17 protein-coding genes are annotated in these 17,551 nt (G+C 35.8%); 1 reads left to right on the top strand and 16 read right to left on the bottom strand.

What is annotated here, in order from left to right:
- Positions 1-3: 3 nt before the first annotated feature.
- From HMPREF1140_RS10860 to HMPREF1140_RS10800, 13 genes are all read right to left on the bottom strand, one after another.
- A complete protein-coding gene (locus tag HMPREF1140_RS10860; RefSeq protein ID WP_009663852.1) occupies positions 4-1,050 on the bottom strand; it encodes an ABC transporter substrate-binding protein in 1,047 nt (348 codons plus the stop codon).
- Between the two features lie 118 nt (positions 1,051-1,168).
- Positions 1,169-1,690: a hypothetical protein gene (locus HMPREF1140_RS10855; RefSeq protein ID WP_009663835.1), complete on the bottom strand. Its 522-nt coding sequence runs from the start codon at positions 1,688-1,690 to the stop codon at positions 1,169-1,171.
- 165 nt (positions 1,691-1,855) lie between these two features.
- Positions 1,856-2,086, bottom strand: coding sequence for a PF20097 family protein (locus HMPREF1140_RS10850; protein ID WP_009663895.1), 231 nt, complete (start codon positions 2,084-2,086; stop codon positions 1,856-1,858).
- Between the two features lie 54 nt (positions 2,087-2,140).
- Entirely contained in the window at positions 2,141-2,425 is a 285-nt protein-coding gene (locus tag HMPREF1140_RS10845) for a PF20097 family protein (protein WP_009663831.1), read from the bottom strand.
- Between the two features lie 96 nt (positions 2,426-2,521).
- Positions 2,522-2,794, bottom strand: a complete 273-nt coding sequence (locus HMPREF1140_RS10840) for a PF20097 family protein (protein ID WP_009663837.1) — start codon at positions 2,792-2,794, stop codon at positions 2,522-2,524.
- Positions 2,795-2,971: 177 nt separating this feature from the next.
- Complete coding sequence (gene fucO / locus HMPREF1140_RS10835) at positions 2,972-4,120, bottom strand: lactaldehyde reductase (RefSeq protein ID WP_009663853.1); 1,149 nt, start codon at positions 4,118-4,120, stop codon at positions 2,972-2,974.
- A 39-nt stretch (positions 4,121-4,159) separates the two neighbouring features.
- Complete coding sequence (locus HMPREF1140_RS10830) at positions 4,160-4,591, bottom strand: RbsD/FucU family protein (protein ID WP_009663870.1); 432 nt, start codon at positions 4,589-4,591, stop codon at positions 4,160-4,162.
- Between the two features lie 9 nt (positions 4,592-4,600).
- Positions 4,601-5,719, bottom strand: coding sequence for an ABC transporter substrate-binding protein (locus tag HMPREF1140_RS10825; protein WP_009663846.1), 1,119 nt, complete (start codon positions 5,717-5,719; stop codon positions 4,601-4,603).
- A gap of 13 nt (positions 5,720-5,732) precedes the next feature.
- Positions 5,733-6,707, bottom strand: coding sequence for an ABC transporter permease (locus tag HMPREF1140_RS10820; protein WP_009663932.1), 975 nt, complete (start codon positions 6,705-6,707; stop codon positions 5,733-5,735).
- Positions 6,707-8,206, bottom strand: coding sequence for a sugar ABC transporter ATP-binding protein (locus HMPREF1140_RS10815; RefSeq protein ID WP_009663833.1), 1,500 nt, complete (start codon positions 8,204-8,206; stop codon positions 6,707-6,709). Before HMPREF1140_RS10815 ends, HMPREF1140_RS10820 begins: the two co-directional genes overlap by 1 nt.
- A gap of 12 nt (positions 8,207-8,218) precedes the next feature.
- A complete protein-coding gene (locus HMPREF1140_RS10810; RefSeq protein ID WP_007594253.1) occupies positions 8,219-8,878 on the bottom strand; it encodes an L-fuculose-phosphate aldolase in 660 nt (219 codons plus the stop codon).
- A gap of 54 nt (positions 8,879-8,932) precedes the next feature.
- The gene (locus HMPREF1140_RS10805) at positions 8,933-10,714 is read right to left on the bottom strand and encodes an L-fucose isomerase (RefSeq protein WP_009663865.1); all 1,782 of its coding nucleotides are present in this window, start codon (positions 10,712-10,714) and stop codon (positions 8,933-8,935) included.
- Positions 10,715-10,727: 13 nt separating this feature from the next.
- Positions 10,728-12,140, bottom strand: coding sequence for a rhamnulokinase (locus HMPREF1140_RS10800; RefSeq protein ID WP_009663849.1), 1,413 nt, complete (start codon positions 12,138-12,140; stop codon positions 10,728-10,730).
- 311 nt (positions 12,141-12,451) lie between these two features.
- Here HMPREF1140_RS10800 and HMPREF1140_RS10795 point away from each other — a divergent pair, with 311 nt between their 5' ends.
- Positions 12,452-13,207, top strand: coding sequence for a DeoR/GlpR family DNA-binding transcription regulator (locus HMPREF1140_RS10795; protein WP_009663839.1), 756 nt, complete (start codon positions 12,452-12,454; stop codon positions 13,205-13,207).
- A 219-nt stretch (positions 13,208-13,426) separates the two neighbouring features.
- On the opposite strand, the gene HMPREF1140_RS10790 is transcribed toward HMPREF1140_RS10795, so the two are convergent.
- From HMPREF1140_RS10790 to HMPREF1140_RS10780, 3 genes are read right to left on the bottom strand one after another with little or no spacing between them, the layout of a single operon-like run.
- A complete protein-coding gene (locus HMPREF1140_RS10790) occupies positions 13,427-15,700 on the bottom strand; it encodes a hypothetical protein (RefSeq protein ID WP_009663894.1) in 2,274 nt (757 codons plus the stop codon).
- Positions 15,678-16,496 carry a hypothetical protein gene (locus HMPREF1140_RS10785; RefSeq protein WP_009663857.1) on the bottom strand — a complete coding sequence of 273 codons (819 nt, stop codon included), beginning with the start codon at positions 16,494-16,496 and terminating at the stop codon, positions 15,678-15,680. Before HMPREF1140_RS10785 ends, HMPREF1140_RS10790 begins: the two co-directional genes overlap by 23 nt.
- 10 nt (positions 16,497-16,506) lie before the next feature.
- Positions 16,507-17,427: an MBL fold metallo-hydrolase gene (locus tag HMPREF1140_RS10780; protein ID WP_009663940.1), complete on the bottom strand. Its 921-nt coding sequence runs from the start codon at positions 17,425-17,427 to the stop codon at positions 16,507-16,509.
- Between the last annotated feature and the right edge of the window lie 124 nt (positions 17,428-17,551).

Here is a 17,551-nt window from a genome sequence, read left to right as displayed (position 1 = left end):
AGACTATTTTCCGGTATAATAGAACTCTTCTCCCGGCAATGCACCACCTACAGACTTAGGGTTTAGATTAAACAATGTCATTAAATAATCCTCTGTAGCGCTCTTCATCTCATCTCCTGTTATAGATACCAGATTGCAATATGGTATTGCCTTGGCTGCGATAGGTGCCTTAATGATATCATTTGCCTCTACCAGCTTAGATGCCTCTTCCACATTTTCATTAATCCATTTAACCGAATCTGTGTAATTTGCTATAAACTCGTCTACCAACTCCTTATTTGACTCAAGAAAATCATTTCTTACAAACAGTCCTGCTGTGACAAGTTTTCCACCTGTTCCAAGCGCATCCCACTCCTTTGTAAGATCCAAAACAGTATTCAAGTTCTGTACTTTTGTCTGAGCTACAGTTACAAATGGCTGTGGCAACATAACTACCGCATTGTCTGCATTTTCAACAGCTGCAAGAACCTCATCCGCAGATGATTTCCAGTCCATAGTTACATCGGTATTTATATCAAGTCCATGTCCTGATAAGATATAACTGAGTGAATATTCAGGTGTTGCACCCTGTCCATGTGCTATTATTGTCTTGCCCTTTAAGTCTTCTACGCTCTTTATACTCTGATCTCCTTTTTCAAGTATATAGAGAATACCCAGAGTGCTTATATCAAGCATGGTAACCTGTCCGTCTGAGTTGTTGAAAAGTACAGATCCCATATTTACAGGCAATGCCGCAATATCCACTTCTCCGTTTAGAAGCTTTGGTGCCATCACATCAGGTGCAGTCTCCATATCAAAATCGACACTGTAAGCAAGGCTTCCCTTGTTTGCATCATCTATAAGTTTTACAAGTCCGATGCTTGTAGGTCCTTTTAATCCACCTAGCTTTATGGTTCCAAGGCTCTCTTCATTTGCTCCTACAGTACTTGTTTGTGTACTCTCTACTGCAGTACTCTCCGCACCTGAAGTACTCTCATTTACATTTGTCTTTGCACAACCTGATAATGCCAATAGTGCGCATGCCATTACAGCTAATATTCTTTTTTTCACTACTACCTCCAAAATATATTTATTCCGAGCCGAAACATATTTTCCTCTTATAAAAAAGAGCAAAACCATAAGGTTTTACTCTCTTATTTTAATTAATTTCTATAGAAATATCAATGCATTAATTCTGAATGTTGTCGACACCTTCTTTAATGTCTTCCTTTACATCCTCTACCTTATGCTCAACATTTTCCTTAACTTCATTAAATGTATCTACAGCCTTATCCTTTACTTCCTCAGCCTTTTCAGCTACATCTTCAGCCTTTTCGGCTACAGCTTCTTTTACTTCTTCTGCTTTTTCAACTGCGGCATCTTTTACTTCTTCCGCCTTCTTGCCTACAGTATTCTTTACTTTTTCAATTTCCTCATTAAGCTTGTCTATATTGAGGAAATGCTCCTTAATAGCCTCGCAGAATCCCTTTATCTCCTCAGGTACTTCCTCGCCCTTTGCAAATTTTTCTATAAGAGTCTCACTGATTTTCTTCTTTTCCTTTTCAATTTCAACTCTCTCTGCCGAAATCTTTGAATTAAGCTTGCTTATCTCTAAAGCGTCATTTGTCTTATCGCTAACCTGTTTAGCAAGGTCACCTGCAGCTGCACCCAAGTTCTTTGCAACATCACCTAATTGATCAAAAAATCCCATTGTCGTATCCTCCTTTAATCCAAGTGACAATTTATTACTAAACCGTCAAACTTTGTCCAAATGTAATTTAGATAATTATACCAAATAATTTTAAAGCAAAAATTAATTTTCGCTTAAATACTATTATATATTTTTAAAAGAATAAGTCAACTTAGATATTTAGATTTATACATCAATTACTATCTTTCTGCAAACTCTGCAAAGGTAGGCGGTGCAACATATTTCACCCCAAACGGAAGCGAGCTTTACATCCTTTTTATCAAAGTTGAACATATAGTTTAGACTGCTTCTGTTCTCATAATCACTCTTCCACTTAAGTGAAGATCTTCCGGGAGGTATACTCCCTTTTTCCATTGCTCTGCCGCAATACGGGCATTTCTTATAATAACTTCCCATAATCTCCCCTTTCATAAATCTATGAACTGAATATCATATTTGAAAAACAAAATGTCACTCAATTTGTATGTCACTGCCATAATCTCTTCTAATATTTCTATTATTTTCCGCAATATCTATTACTACCTTTTCACAACCCCTGCATAAATAAGCGATGCAATATTTATCATAAAAAGGATAGCTTAGTCTTACATTCTTTTTATCCAAATTTAAAAGCGATTTTAAAAAACCTCTTTTACTGTCTGTATCCCGCCACCAAAGTGAATACCTTGCACCTTCTATTATGCCCTCACTCATTATCTTTCCACAGTATGGGCATTTTACTTCCGCTTTTTCCATAAATCCTCCCTTACTAAAATATCCTTTTTACTCTACAGGGAAAAGTCTTTGTATAATGAACTTTATCTTGAATATATACTGCAAAGCTTCTTGATTTTAAATATCGATTATTATTATTTTGCACTCTCTGCAAAGGTAGGCTATGCACTTCTTCTCATCCCCTAATGTGGGATAATACTTACTCGTTAATTCTATTACTTTATCTTTACCTTCCTGAGAAAAGAAGTATAATAACTCCTCACACCATTTACTTTTTTTGCGTTCAGGAATCCACTTGATATCATAAGGTGAACGTCCTTCACCTCTGGGAATCTCTCCCCTTTCCATCATCTTTCCACAGTATGGACATATTTTATCAACTTTTTCCATATAATATACCCACTGAATACTTCTATCAGTTCTAAATTCACTTCTGTTATTTATGTATATCGTACTATATTGATATCTAAATGTAAATAAGTTTGTATATATAAAGCACAAAGGGCATATACCCACCCTAAAGTAAGTATACGCCCTTTTATTAAAATAATATAGAAGGTAACAATTTTACATCAAGCTTAAGAATAATTCCTTAATATCCTCAAACTTTGGATCTCTTGGATTGCCCGGTCTGCAGGCATCATCCATTGCTGACTGTGACAAGAAGTCTACATCCTCAGGTTTTACTATTTCTTTTAAATCCTTTGGAATGCCTACATCTTCAGAAAGCTTCTTTACTGCATCAACAGCTGCCTTTTTGTACTCTGCTTCGCTCATCTTCTCTGTGCCTTCAACTCCCATAGCCTTAGCCACATCTCTGAGCTTCTCGCCAACCGCATCAGCATTATATTCCATAACTGTTGGAAGAATAATAGCGTTTGCTACACCATGAGGTGTATCATACAATGCACCAAGACCATGTGCCATTGAATGAACTATTCCAAGTCCACAGTTAGAAAATCCCATTCCGGTCAGATACTGTCCGATAGCCATTCCTTCTCTTCCCTCTGCAGTGTTTTCTACTGCACCGCGAAGTGATTTTGCAATAAGCTCGATAGCCTTTAAGTTGAACATATCTGTGATAATGTTAGCACCCTTTGTAGTATATCCTTCGATAGCATGTGTAAGTGCATCCATACCTGTTGAAGCTGTAAGTCCTTTTGGCATGCTTGACATCATATCAGGATCTACAAATGCTACTACAGGAATATCATGTGGATCTACACACACGAATTTTCTCTTCTTCTCTACATCTGTGATAACATAGTTTATAGTAACTTCTGCTGCCGTACCTGCTGTTGTAGGCACTGCAAAAATAGGAACACATGGATTCTTTGTAGGTGAAAGTCCCTCAAGACTTCTCACATCTTCAAACTCAGGGTTTGCAATAATTATTCCGATAGCCTTAGAGGTATCCATAGATGAACCGCCACCTATAGCTATTATATAATCTGCACCTGATTTTTTGAAAGCCGCTACTCCGCTTTGAACATTTTCAATTGTCGGATTTGCTTTTATATCAGAATAAATCTCATACTCAAGACCCTCTTTATCAAGTAAATCAGTAACTTTTTTTGTTACATTGAACTTAATCAAATCCGGATCTGAACAAACAAAAGCTTTCTTGAAACCTCTAAGCTTTGCTTCTTCTGTAATGCTTAAAATAGCACCCTGTCCATGATATGATGTTTCATTTAATATGATTCTGTTAGCCATAATGAATCCCCCTAATAATCTGTCACTTACTGACCAAAATTATACAACACCCTTTTGCAACATTATATTGCCATAGAGTGCCTTCTCTGATGTAGCAATAATCAAATAAGCTTTTCTTGCTTCATCGTAAAATTTAAATCTTTCAATGCTTCCGATAGCATCTTGTCTTGTATCATATTTTGATACGATTTCTTTGAACTCGTCCCAAATAGGAGTCGCTACTGTATCTCCCGGTACTTTTTCCATAATGCTGACCGGGTGCGGATCATAAGTGTCAAGTGGAAATAGCTTTAATATAGCATCCAATATCTCACATACACCATGACCGTCCATTCTTATGATATGGGCATCCTTCCCCACACTATGTGTGGGGAAATTGCCGTCTGCAATGACCAATCTGTCTGAATGACCCATTTCACAAAGGTATTTTAAAAGTTCCGGTGATATTATCTCGGGTATACCTTTTAACATATTTACCTCTTATTCATATAAACATGGAGCAATCTTTGGATCTTCCATGTTGTCCTTTGTGTACCATAAAGCACCTGTATCAACATCTGATACGCTCTCACCGTTTGCTGCCTTAACTGCAAGCTCAACTGCCTTATATCCGATCTGTACAGGATCCTGTGTTACGCTACCTGCAAATAAACCGTCTTTGATTGCCTGAAGCTGCTTCTTACCTGCGTCAAATCCAACTGCAACAACTTTGCCTTCGCCGATCTTATCAAGACCTTCGTTAGCTGTGATGATTGCATTTGCTGCAAACTCGTTTGAACCGTAGATTGCGATAAGGTCTGACTTCTCTAAGATAGCTGATGCAACAGCTGCACCGTCTGCATCCTTAACTTCTGCAGGGATACCTACATCGATAACTACAGGAGCGCCGCTCTTTTCATTCTTTAAGCTGTCATGTCCTTCAACTGAAACCTTGTCTTCTCCAACAAGCTTTGTCATCTCCTCAACGAAGCCCTTTGTTCTCTCAACGATTGACTGTGAGTTTGACTCCTGAGCAACAACACCGATTCTAACTGTACCTGAAGCACCATCAATTTTGTCTTTGATAAGCTCATATGTCTCTTTAGCTGCCAACTGTCCTGCTACAAGGTTGTTTGTAGATGCATTAGCCTTGATAGCTCCTTCCGGTGCATCAGGAACACCTGAGTCAAATCCGATAATCGGGATACCTGCATCCATTGCTGTCTGGATTGAACCCAAGCTTGCCTGTGTATCAAGTGCAGCAAAGCATATAGCTGTAGGCTTTTGTGCGATTGCAGCATCCAGATACTCAACCTGCTGTGCGATTGCAGACTCATTGTCAGGACCCTGGAATGATACTTCAACTCCTAAATCTGTTCCTGCCTGCATTGCACCCTTCTTAACCGCTTGCCAGAACTGATGCTGGAATCCCTTTGCAATAACTTCAATTTTCTTTCCGTCAGCGCTTGCCTCCGCCTTTGTCTCCTCAGACTTTGATCCGTCTGCCTGTGCTGCTGTTGTCTTCTCAGCCTCACTTGAACTACTGCTTGATCCGCCACATGCCGCTAATGACATTGCCATCAAACTTGCTACTGCAACTGCTAAAAATCTCTTCTTCATAATTTCCTCCTTATTAACCCTTTCTTTTTCTATTTAAGATATCCATATACACAGCGAATACTAATATGATTCCTGTGATGAAGAGCTGATAATGTGACTGTACTCCGATGTATGGGAAACCGATCTTAAGTACTGTCATGATAAACACACCTATAATTGTTCCAACGATTGAACCTACACCACCTGAAAGTGATGTTCCACCTATAACTACTCCTGCAATAGCATCAAGCTCGAATCCGTTACCTGTATTCGGCTGTGCTGTTGAGAATACTGCTACGTATGCAAGTCCTGCAAGTGCTGCGAACACACCTGAGAATACATAAGCAAGTGTCTCATATTTTTTTACATCAATACCTGAAAGTCTTGTAGCTTCCTTATTAGAACCTATTGAAAGTATATATCTTCCAAGTCTTGTCTTGTTAAGTACTACTGCCATTACTACGGCACATACTGCTAAAAGTATAAATCCTGTAGGGAAATTCTTTGGAAGGATGCCGCCATCCTTTGTTACCATGAATATCTCTCTAAACCAAGCACCTGCACTGTTTCCCTGTGGGAATGATATTGTCTTTGTCTTTGATACGATTGATCCGAGACCTCTTGATACCATCATGGTTCCAAGTGTGGCTATAAACGCCGGCAACTCAAAATGTGATACCAAAATACCGTTTATAAGTCCGAATACAGCTCCAACCAAGAGCATTATCAATATAACAACAAACATAGGTGCACCTTTTTCCATAAAGGTTCCGCCTATAAGTGCAGAGCATATAGCAACTGTACCTATTGAAAGGTCTATACCGCCTGTAGCAATAACAAAAGTAACTCCGATTGCCATAAATGCTACATAGTAAGCAGACTTTGAAATGTTTGTAAATGTTGTAGCTTGTAAGAACTTATCTGTTAACAGTGAAAACACTATACATATTACTACCAGCGCGGCGATAACCACTGCCTGCTGATTTGAAAAAATCTTTTTTAGGTTCATTATTTTGCCCCCTGTCTATTTGTTGCACATGTCATGATTCCCTCTTGACTAGCCTCAGAGATGTCAAGGCAGCCTGTTATTCTACCTTCACACATTACTACGACTCTGTCGCTCATTCTGAGTACCTCCGGCAATTCCGATGAAATCATTATTATGGATTTGCCTTCTTTAACTAATCTTTCCATCAAATCATATATTTCACTCTTGGCACCTACGTCGATACCTCTTGTAGGTTCGTCAAATATCAATATTTCAGAATCCTTTACCAACCACTTCGCTATAACAACCTTCTGCTGGTTTCCACCTGAAAGTTTCTTTATAATCTGTGTAACACTTGGTGTTTTGGTTCTTAATTCCTGAACATATTTTTCACTGACAGTTTTTGACTTTGAGCCGTCTATAAACAGTCCTTTTGTGAATTTTTCAAGTGAAGATAGACAGGTATTTTCTTCTACCGATTTGTCTACCAAGAGTCCATATCTCTTTCTATCTTCTGACAGATAACCGATACCTGCGTTCACGGCATCCTTTGTGGATTTTATGCTTACTTCCTTACCGTGAATATATATCTTACCGGAATCCATCGGGTCCGCACCGAATATAAGTCTTGCAACTTCGGTTCTTCCTGCACCCATAAGTCCTGAGAATCCAAGTATTTCACCCTTTCTCAGATCAAAGGAAACATCCCTTACATGCTTTCCCCTATTCAGATTTTCACATCTGAGCACAACTTCCGCATCTGCTGCGACATCTGATTTGGTCTTTGGCTCCATAAAGACTGTTCTTCCAACCATCATCTTAATGATGTCGTCTTTTGTACACTCCTTTGTTACCAAAGTACCTACATATTCTCCGTCTCTCATGACAATAACCTTGTCGGAGATAACATTAATTTCGTCCATTCTGTGAGAGATATAAATTATTCCGGTGCCCTTGGCTCTCAAATCGTTTATAACCTTGAAAAGCTCTTCAATCTCAGAGTCTGTAAGGGCCGCTGTAGGCTCATCAAATACGATAACCTTTGCATTTGTCGAGATAGCCTTTGCAATCTCCACCATCTGCTGCTTTCCTACAGTAAGACTTCCTATTTTTACATTAGGATTTATATCTACATTAAGCTTTTTGAACAGTTCTCTGGCATCCTCAGCCATCTTTGCATCATCTATAAAGATTCCTTTTTTTCTCTCTTTTCCGATGAAAAGATTCTGTGCCACTGTCAGATCGTTCATCATATTTAATTCCTGATGTACGATTGCAATTCCCGCCTCTTCAGATTCGGATACAGACTTGTACTCTACTTCTTTTCCTTCAAAAGTTACAGTACCCTCATCCTTAGAATATATTCCTGTCAAAATCTTCATAAGAGTTGATTTTCCGGCACCGTTTTCACCCATCAGTGCTACTACTTCACTCTTATTAAGTTCAAGTTCGGCATTTTTTAATGCTGCAACTCCGGAGAAAGATTTCTTTATATTTTTCATTGTGAGTAATGCTGACATAAGATCTCCCTCCTATTTATCTTTAATACTAACCCTCTGACCATATGTCTTGAACTTCTCTGCCATCAGAGTCATTTCTTCGTGAGGTAATATTACCGGCTCACCGATAGCCTTAGCTTTGGTATAAACTTCGGCACAGTACTCAATTTCTTCTATAATATTGAAAGCGTTAAGCAAATCATTTGCACCTGCAAGGATTCCATGGTTTGCCAAAATAACAGCTTTTCTGTCCTTCATTGCTTCAAAAGCATTCTTTGCAAGCTCAGGGCTTCCGTATGTAGCATACTCGGCCACTCTTACATTCTCACCTGCTACAGCGATCATATAATGAGTTGCAGGAAGTTCCTGTCTGAGACAAGCCATAACGGTTGCATACATTGTATGAGCATGAATAACAGCATCGATATCATCTCTGTATTTATATGGCATTACATGCATTGCCCACTCTGATGAAGGAACTCTGTTTCCCTCTATCACATTTCCGTCAACATCGATGATAACTATGTCCTCAGGCTGTATCTCAAAGAAATCTATTCCTGAAGGAGTGATTGCTACATGTCCGTTCTTTCTGTCAAATATACTCAGGTTACCGCCTGTACCTTTGGTAAGTCCTGCTTTTACAAGTTTCTTTCCGTACTCTATTAAAAGCAGTCTTTCCTTCTCCATCAACATAATATTTTTCCCCTTTACTATCAAGAGGGCAAATTGCCCTCCTGTATTTAATTTTTACTTATAAAGTGGACCATAGTAAGCACATGCTCTGTAGTCCTGTCCCTCTAAATCAGCTGTTCCAAATCCGTTAAATGAATGTGGTCTGAATATTCTCTCGTCCTCAATATTATGGAATGCTACAGGGATTCTAAGCATTGAAGCCAATGTAAGAAGTCTGTCTCCTACATGTCCTTCTACTGTTGCACCGTGGTTTGCTCCCCACTTAGCCATAACATTGTATACTGAATCTGCAGCACCTACGCCAATCTTTGGTGCAAACCATGTTGTTGGCCATGTCTTGCTTGTTCTCTCATCAAGGATTCTATGTACATCATCATCAAGTACACATGTATGTCCTTCTATTACCTGAAGTGTAGGTCCTACACCTTCAACCATATTTACTCTGATCATTGTAACAGGCATTTCTGCTGCTGTCTTAAAGTGTGATGAGAAACCGCCGCCTCTGAAGTACTCATAGTCGGCTCTGCACCAGTCAGTAGCCTCACAGCATGCCTTAACATCTGCGTCTGTCAGGTTCCACCACTCCTTCATTGTTCCGTTACCGTTCTCATCCTTAGCTGCAGCACTTGCATCAAGGCAGCTTGCACCTGAGTTGATAAGATGGATGATACCGTTCTTAGCATATCCGCTGAGTTCTTTTCCGCTGACTCTCTTTACAGCATCCGGTGACCAGTATGTTCTAACATCTGAGAATATTGGAGCCTTACATGTAGAAAGCCATCCAAACATCATAGCCACACCGTTTAATGTATCATTCTCTGTTGCAAACGGTGTTGGCATCTTCTTACCGTTCCAGTTGAAACCTGAAGCCATAATAGCCTCTGTAAAGTCTGCGTTTGGAAGCCAGTCTGTCCACATTCTCTGTCCCTGGAATCCGCCTGCAATACCGTTTCTTCCAAGTGACTCCTCATGCCATCCCATTTCGGCAAGCTTCGGATTTCCTTCAAGTATATCTCTTACTACCATTGCATGCTTTACGCAGAATTCCCACTGCTTGTCATCTTCAATATGTCTTGATTTCTTGATTATTTCAGGGAAGTCCTTACCTGCATTGATGTCCATACCCTCTTTGCAGTATTCCTTTACCCATGCAAGAGCTCTTTCAAACTCTTCATGATCATAAATACCAAGTGTAATTCTTCTAAGAACCTCTGTCATATCTACCCATTCAGTTCTCATTCCGAGATACTTCTGTAAGAAGTCTACGTTTACCACACTACCTGCAATACCCATAGATACCGAACCGATATTTACATATGACTTATTCTTCATAATACCAACTGCAACTGCGCCTCTTGCAAAGTCTAAAATCTTCTTTGCAACGTCTGCTGTGATAGTTGTCTCATCCTTATCCTGAACTTCTGTTCCGTAAATTGAGAATGCAGGAAGTCCTCTCTGTGCATATGCAGCCATAACAGCAGCAAGGTAAACCGCACCCGGTCTCTCTGTTCCGTTGAATCCCCAAACAGCTTTAATTGTGTTCGGATTAAGATCCATTGTCTCTGTTCCGTAGCACCAGCATGGTGTAACTGTAAGTGTTCCAACTACATTCTGATTTGCAAAGAACTCTTCACAAACAGCAGCCTCTGCACCGCCACCGATAGTTGTAGGTGATATTACTACCTCCACCTTTTCTCCATCAGGATATCTTAAGTTGTCCTCTATAAGTTTAGCCGCTCTTTTTGCCATTCCCATTGTCTGTTCTTCAAGTGACTCTCTAACGCCGCCCCATCTGCCGTCGATTGTAGGTCTTATACCTATCTTTGGATGATTCATAATTCCCTCCTTATTATTTTGAATCTATTCTTTTTATCTCGCATGATCCTAAGATCAATTCAATACCGCTTTTTAAATCGTTTACTTCATTAAGATGTAATAGTGAAAGAAGAATATTTCCAAGAGCTGAACTCTCGTAAGGTCCCGCCTTCACATCTACCCCCATTTTATTTGCAATCATAGATGTAAGTACGCTTGACTTAGCACCGCCCCCGATCATATGGATCTTCTTGAAATTCTTATTCAAAATCTTTTCAATATCGGCCTTTACTTCCATATACTTTGCTACCATGCTCTCATAAATAACAGCAAAATAGTCAAAATCATGTTCAGGAGTATTGCCACCCTGATTTTTAATAAAATTATCAATCTCACTCTTTACATCAATACCCTCTTTTGCGAATATTTCCGCATCCATATCTATGAGTGAAAGTTTCTTATCAAGTTTGTTTACATAATCACTGATGTCATCAAATGGAATCTTTTTGCCAAGCTTTGTTTCAAGCTGTGCTTTGTACTTTTCCAACAGATAAAGTCCTGTGATATTTTTGAAAAACATAGGCTTTGAGTCAAATCCCAATTCATTTGTAAGATTGTTCTCATAAGCTTTTTCGTTTATGATACATTTGTCTACCACGCTACCTATAAGTGACCATGTTCCACAGCTTAAGAACATACTGTCCTCATCAAGGAAGCTGTCTGTCATAAGAAGTGCACTTGCGGTATCATGTGTACATACCGGTATCACATCGATTGAAAGTCCCCTTAATGCCTCTATTCCCGAGTCTTTTGTATTGCCGACTACTTCTGTGGCCTTTACAATCTCCGGAACCAGGCTCTTTTTAAGTTCAAGTTTTTCAAATATAGTGTCTGAAACTTTTCTCTGTCCCATATCATAAAGTCCTGTTGTAGACCAGATAGTTTCTTCTCCTATTTTCTTTCCTGTAAGCATATAGAAAATCAAATCCGGCATCATCAGCATCTTATCAGCTTTTTCATATATATCAGGATTCAATTTCTTCAAAGTAAGCAGCTGGAATATTGTGTTTATCGTCATTATCTGATTTCCGGTATTTTTGAATATTTCAAGCTCACTTATCTTTGTTTTCGCTTCTTCTCTTCCTATAGCATATTTCTCATCTCTATAGGAGAATGGCGTTGATATAAGATTCCCATCTTTGTCAATCACTCCAAAATCAACACCCCATGTATCAATACCGATACATGATACGTCTTTGTTTTCAACGATCGTACTTACTATCTTTTCTAAAATACCTTCAAAATCCCAGTACAATCTACCGTTCTTCTCTTGTATACTATGGGACATTCTCATAACTTCCTCAGTTACAAGCTTTCCATCCTCAACATATCCTACGATACCTCTGATAGAAGTTGCTCCCATATCGAAAGCCAATACTTTTTTCATACATCACCAACTTTCAATAATAAAAAATCGGCAATCTTTCGGAAATATGCTACAACCCCCAAAAAAATCCAAAGCTTTTCTCTTGTTTTTTGTTTTTATTTTCATATCTACGAAGCATTGCCGAAAATGTTTTTCAGTGAATACAATATAACACATTTAATAATAAAAATATATATATGAATAAATTCTTGAATACTTTTTTTTATTTTATGCTATAATGTTCATGTATGAATTTTTTTGTTCAAACCTGTCGGTAACTCCTATATTTGCTTAACGGAAGTTACTGTAAAATAAAAGTAAGAGGATTATTTATGGATTCGAATGGAAGAAAACAACAGATACTTGATGTTTTAAATAAGAGCAACGGTATATCAAGTATAGACGGCTTATGTCATAGAGTTTTTGCTTCACGCTCTACTATAAGAAGAGATTTGATTGCACTTGAAGAAGAAGGCATTGTAAAGAGATCTCACGGCTATGTATCTGTGATTGAGAAATCAGCTAATGAAAGTCCTATCGGTATGAGAAGAATAGAAAATCTGGATAAAAAACAGATTATCGCCGGCAAAACAGCACCGCTTTTAAAAGACGGTATGGTAATATTTTTGGACTCATCATCAACAGTCTGTCAGTTGGCCCCTTTGCTTAAATTAAGGCATAATATCACTATCATAACCAATGGTATCAATATCGCAAATGAACTTTCAAATGCACAGGATTTGAAATGTTTTCTATGTCCCGGTGTATTAAAACATAAAAGTTTGTCCATAGTTGGAGAATTTGCTTCAAGCTTTATTAAAAATTTCAATGCGGAGCTTGCGATCATTTCATGTAAAGCCATTAATACCAAGGGCATATTTGAGGGTGATGATTCTCAGGGACTTGTTAAAAAAAGCATGATAGAAAATGCTAACACGACTGTACTTCTTTGTGACAACACAAAAGAAGAAGCCGGTGGTTTTTTTAAACTTACAGACTTCAGGGATATTGATGTTTTAATTTCAAACGGACAATTCTCACCTGAGCTTGACGAAATACTGGCAAATAATATAAAGAGGATAATATAAAATATATTTTATCTTCAAAGTAAAAAAGTCTTAAGTCTTTCACATTAAAGTTTGTGGAAGATTTAAGACCTTTTATTGTATGATTATAAATAATGGGTAGTAAAACAACCCATTATTTAACATATCATCAAATTCTATTGAAGTAGAGAACTTGGTTGTTTTGGTATAACATACTTGTATACTGACTCCCTAATTTGCCCAAACTCAAACCAATGAGAACTAATTTTCAGTATTTTGATTGTAATAGTTTAATAAATCATATAAATCACTTAGTTCAACTTCTTCATATTTTGTTTTAAAATCATGTTTTAGCTTTTCTAGCTGATAGTAAAACTCATAGTTAACTTTTATAAGATTTTCTGATTTCTCTTTGTTTTCTTGCCCTATAACTTTTTTCAAACATTTTTTAAAATGCTCTAGCAATTCTTTTTCTATCAAGTCGTATCCACTTAAAAAGTTACAAACATTATTTAAGTATTGAACTTGAATTTTAACTTTATTTTCTTTATTTTCTTCTTTATTTTCTCCTTTATTTTCACTTAGGAGTGGATTATAATGATAGACCTTATTTATGCCCCTTTCATACATTTTTTCAATAAGATTTCTGAATCTCTTCTTTTCTTCATATTCATTTGAAAACTCTTTATTAGCCAATTGATATGCCGGTCCTAAAAATAGTTCCTCCATATTTTTAATGCAAGCATCTATTGCATAGGCATAATTTACATCTTCAACTCCCAGAAAATTACTCTCCATCTGTGTAACAGTCTTTACATATCCTTGATGAAAAAGCTGATTCCATTTATGTTGATAAGTGCCATGATAGCCTAGTTTTTCTCCTCTATAAATTCTACCATAGTTAGCTTCTCTTGTCATATGATGTTCAGAATCCCAGTTTGTTTTTGAAGCATTTTTAAATATATCCCTCATAATTTTTTTAATTTCTTCATCGTATGATCCCTTATCTATTTTTCCAATCAATTTTTTCGGAATAATATTCAGGCTGGAGTATTCTTTCATACAGATTGAAATAAGCAATTTATATATCTCTTTTCTGTTATGAATCAATATATTAAACTTTTCTTTTAAAACTAAATCATTAGAACAAAAAGTAACTATATTATTTTTCAAAGTTTCATATAAATAGTCTAAAAATTTATTATTTTCCCCAACTATCTTTTTAATGTCATTTTTCAATCTATACTTTTTATCCCCATCTTTATCTGCAATATATTCAATAGCTTTTGGTTTTTTCTGCCTTTCACTTAAATAATCCATATCAGTGAAAGTATCAATTTCATTACCTAAAAAAATATCCAAACCGTTAAAAACACAGTAAATTGGTGACTGTGGTATCATCTTGTAGATTTGTGGAATTATTGACTTCAATTCTGTAGGTTTTCCTGAATCCATTTTTTTAATATACACTACTGCCAAATCAGAATTAAAATACAATATTTTCTTTTCCTGAAGGTCATATAAGACATCTGTTAGTATCTTACCTTTGTCTCCGTCCCAACCGGCATGATCTAACCCATAGGTGTCGAATAATTTTAAATTTGAAATACCCAAATCATCCATAATAAATGAATACTCATTAGAAATACTGTCTTTTATATGCACATAATCTACAAGTCCTGTCAGTGACTTCTTATCTTTGACCTGCAAGCAGTATGTTACAATTTCCGAACTTTTCTCTTTGTCGTTTAAAGATGTTTTCCAACTATAATATTTCCCTTTAACTATATTCATATCCCTTAAAATCTGTATGATTTTTTCATAAACTTCTCTGTAATACTTTCCAAAATAACCATAAAAAGTTTCATCATCTTCAACAAGGATCTCTATACTTTCTTTTGAAAAAATATCCTTAGATACAAATTCGTCAAAGAAACATTCAAACTCTTTAATATCGAAAAAACCCTCTACCTTTGATAATGTTTCATTTAAACAACTCGCCTTCCCTTTAATAAAATCAGGTATTTTATTTTGTTCTTTGTTTTTATCATTACAAGCAAGCTCTTTTTTAATCTTTTCTTCAACCAGATCACAAATTTTACCATACCTTTCTATATTTTTCTCCCAATCTTCATCAATTTTGAAAAGATTTTCTTTAATCAGCATTGCCTCTTCTTTTATATTCTCCCCATTATTCGTATAATCTTGGATATCCAAAAGTTTATCAAACAGATATTCTTCTAATGTACTAATAGAATTTCTTCCATCAATCATGTTTACAATTTTCAAAAGATAATTTGCATAATTTAATCGTATCATTCTCGTTACAAAATTTTCTTTATTTAAAAACTTTATTTCAATTGACGGCTTCTCCTCATATAGGGACAAATCGTAGATAATATTGGAGCGAGTAGTTTGACCATCATTTGTTGAATTTATATTAGAAGAATGTAACAAAAATGTTTTCGCAAAAGAAGATTTTCCCGCACCACTTGCTCCAAGCAAGAGTAAATTAACTTTCTTTGTTTCTTTCATATATCCACCTCACATTAACCGAATGATCTTCATTCCTCCTAAAAATAATACACCCTTTTTCTCTCAAATATTCCAAGACATACTTTATTTTATAATAATATAGCAACTTAAACGGATTTTCGCCCTCATTAATATTTAAAACTGATTGATTTAACCCTACTATAAAATGAGAGTTTTCTTCCATATTATAGACAGGTCCTCCTGAAAATCCCTGAAAAAGTTTTAAATCTTTAAAATTACTGTACCAGTGATAATCATCTGTTATTTGAAAAATACCGAATTTGTTGTTCTCAGGAAAAACTTTTTTGTATTTTCCTTGCATCTGTATTTTGGATGAAATCTCATTATCATACAAAACTTTAGGAAAGCCTTCAACATAAATAGTATTTAATTTTTTATCATCCCACATTAATTTAATCTCTAAGTCCATTTTTATTTCAATTTCAAAACAAATTAAAAAAGCTGCTATATCTTCTAAACCCACAAGGTTTTTAAGACTTCCCTCAGGTTCTTTGTTATCTTCTTTTGATAAATTTTGACAGGTAAAAAGTCTAATATCTAAAATCAAGTCCATATCCACCAATTTCCCTGTTTGATCATAAATATCAAATGCAACCATTTTTTTAAGTTTGTTTTCATCGGATATATCCGTCAAATCTTTTACCAAATGTCTATTTGTAAATATAATATACCATGGTTTATATTTATACTCTTTACAGGCTTCACAAGGATATATAATTCCCGAACCAATTTGAGTACCTGTCCTTATTCTAACAATATTTTGATTTATATTCATTATAATACCTCTATAATCTTATCGTATTCTCTTTTATGACCGTTAATATTTCCTTATCCTTATACTCTCCTTCATATGATGAACTATATACCTTTTTTCCATTAAGGACATCTATCAATTCTTTTTTTATTCTTACATCACCTTGTTTAAAATCTTTAAACTTGTTCGTAATAATAAATTTATCGCAAGGTAGTCTTTTCAATAACTCATCAAGTTGCTTGTTATTATCTTCAGAACCATGATGTGGAATTTTTATAATATCAAATTTTTCTATAGGATTATTTGTTTTTTTGTCATCAGACAAATCCTTAATATCCTCAATTATATCTTCTATATAGCCATCTCCCGTCATCAATACAACATAGTTGTTATACTCTAATATAAATATAATAGAACTTTGATTAACTATTTTTCCATTACCGGCTTTTGGCTTATTTCTAGATTTATAATAATCATAGTATTCATATAATTTTTGCACCTTTTCTTTATTAGGGGACAAAAATGTAATGTAGATTTTTCCTTCTTCTTTTTCCCGTTTTTCCCTTTCACCTATACTCAAAAAAATAATGCTTCCTTCACTATCTTGATATTCCCTATAAGAAACTATATTGTGAAAACGCTCCGTCAACTCTTCAAACTGTTTAGCTTGATTATATGAAATCACTCCATTTATAAATTTATTATATATAACTGTTATGCCTTCATAATTCTCTTTGTTTTTAAATAACTTTATTAAGCCCTTTATATGATCTTGGTCTATATGTGTAAGTAGCACATAGTGCAATTCTTCAATCCCAAATTCTTCCATTTTAGTTATAAAGTCTATATTTCCATTTCCACCATCAACTAAAAGATTAGTTTTTTCCTGTTCTCCAATACTGATACAAAAGACATCCTCTTGTCCTTCTGAAAAATTATAAATTGTTATCACTTTTATACTACCTCCTAGAAAATTATACTATTTAAATAGCATATCCCAACGTTATAAACTTGCAAACCCATTTAAACTATATACTAAAAAGTGCTGAAAATAGATAATTTATCTTTTCCAACAC

The organism is Lachnoanaerobaculum sp. ICM7 (assembly GCF_000287675.1).
In the GTDB taxonomy this organism is placed as follows: Bacteria; Bacillota; Clostridia; order Lachnospirales; family Lachnospiraceae; genus Lachnoanaerobaculum.
Note: the sequence above shows the minus strand (reverse complement) of the source record. Positions and strands in the feature narration are given on the sequence as shown.

What these genes read in the sequence shown, in the direction of transcription:
- HMPREF1140_RS10815 (WP_009663833.1), bottom strand. Translation starts at nt 8,206, where the DNA reads ATGTCAGCATTACTCACAATGAAAAATATAAAGAAATCTTTCTCCGGA.
- HMPREF1140_RS10840 (WP_009663837.1), bottom strand. Translation starts at nt 2,794, where the DNA reads ATGGAAAAAGTTGATAAAATATGTCCATACTGTGGAAAGATGATGGAA.
- HMPREF1140_RS10830 (WP_009663870.1), bottom strand. Translation starts at nt 4,591, where the DNA reads ATGTTAAAAGGTATACCCGAGATAATATCACCGGAACTTTTAAAATAC.
- fucO (WP_009663853.1), bottom strand. Translation starts at nt 4,120, where the DNA reads ATGGCTAACAGAATCATATTAAATGAAACATCATATCATGGACAGGGT.
- HMPREF1140_RS10805 (WP_009663865.1), bottom strand. Translation starts at nt 10,714, where the DNA reads ATGAATCATCCAAAGATAGGTATAAGACCTACAATCGACGGCAGATGG.
- HMPREF1140_RS10790 (WP_009663894.1), bottom strand. Translation starts at nt 15,700, where the DNA reads ATGAAAGAAACAAAGAAAGTTAATTTACTCTTGCTTGGAGCAAGTGGT.
- HMPREF1140_RS10795 (WP_009663839.1), top strand. Translation starts at nt 12,452, where the DNA reads ATGGATTCGAATGGAAGAAAACAACAGATACTTGATGTTTTAAATAAG.
- HMPREF1140_RS10820 (WP_009663932.1), bottom strand. Translation starts at nt 6,707, where the DNA reads ATGAACCTAAAAAAGATTTTTTCAAATCAGCAGGCAGTGGTTATCGCC.
- HMPREF1140_RS10785 (WP_009663857.1), bottom strand. Translation starts at nt 16,496, where the DNA reads ATGAATATAAATCAAAATATTGTTAGAATAAGGACAGGTACTCAAATT.
- HMPREF1140_RS10825 (WP_009663846.1), bottom strand. Translation starts at nt 5,719, where the DNA reads ATGAAGAAGAGATTTTTAGCAGTTGCAGTAGCAAGTTTGATGGCAATG.
- HMPREF1140_RS10845 (WP_009663831.1), bottom strand. Translation starts at nt 2,425, where the DNA reads ATGGAAAAAGCGGAAGTAAAATGCCCATACTGTGGAAAGATAATGAGT.
- HMPREF1140_RS10810 (WP_007594253.1), bottom strand. Translation starts at nt 8,878, where the DNA reads ATGTTGATGGAGAAGGAAAGACTGCTTTTAATAGAGTACGGAAAGAAA.
- HMPREF1140_RS10800 (WP_009663849.1), bottom strand. Translation starts at nt 12,140, where the DNA reads ATGAAAAAAGTATTGGCTTTCGATATGGGAGCAACTTCTATCAGAGGT.
- HMPREF1140_RS10855 (WP_009663835.1), bottom strand. Translation starts at nt 1,690, where the DNA reads ATGGGATTTTTTGATCAATTAGGTGATGTTGCAAAGAACTTGGGTGCA.
- HMPREF1140_RS10850 (WP_009663895.1), bottom strand. Translation starts at nt 2,086, where the DNA reads ATGGGAAGTTATTATAAGAAATGCCCGTATTGCGGCAGAGCAATGGAA.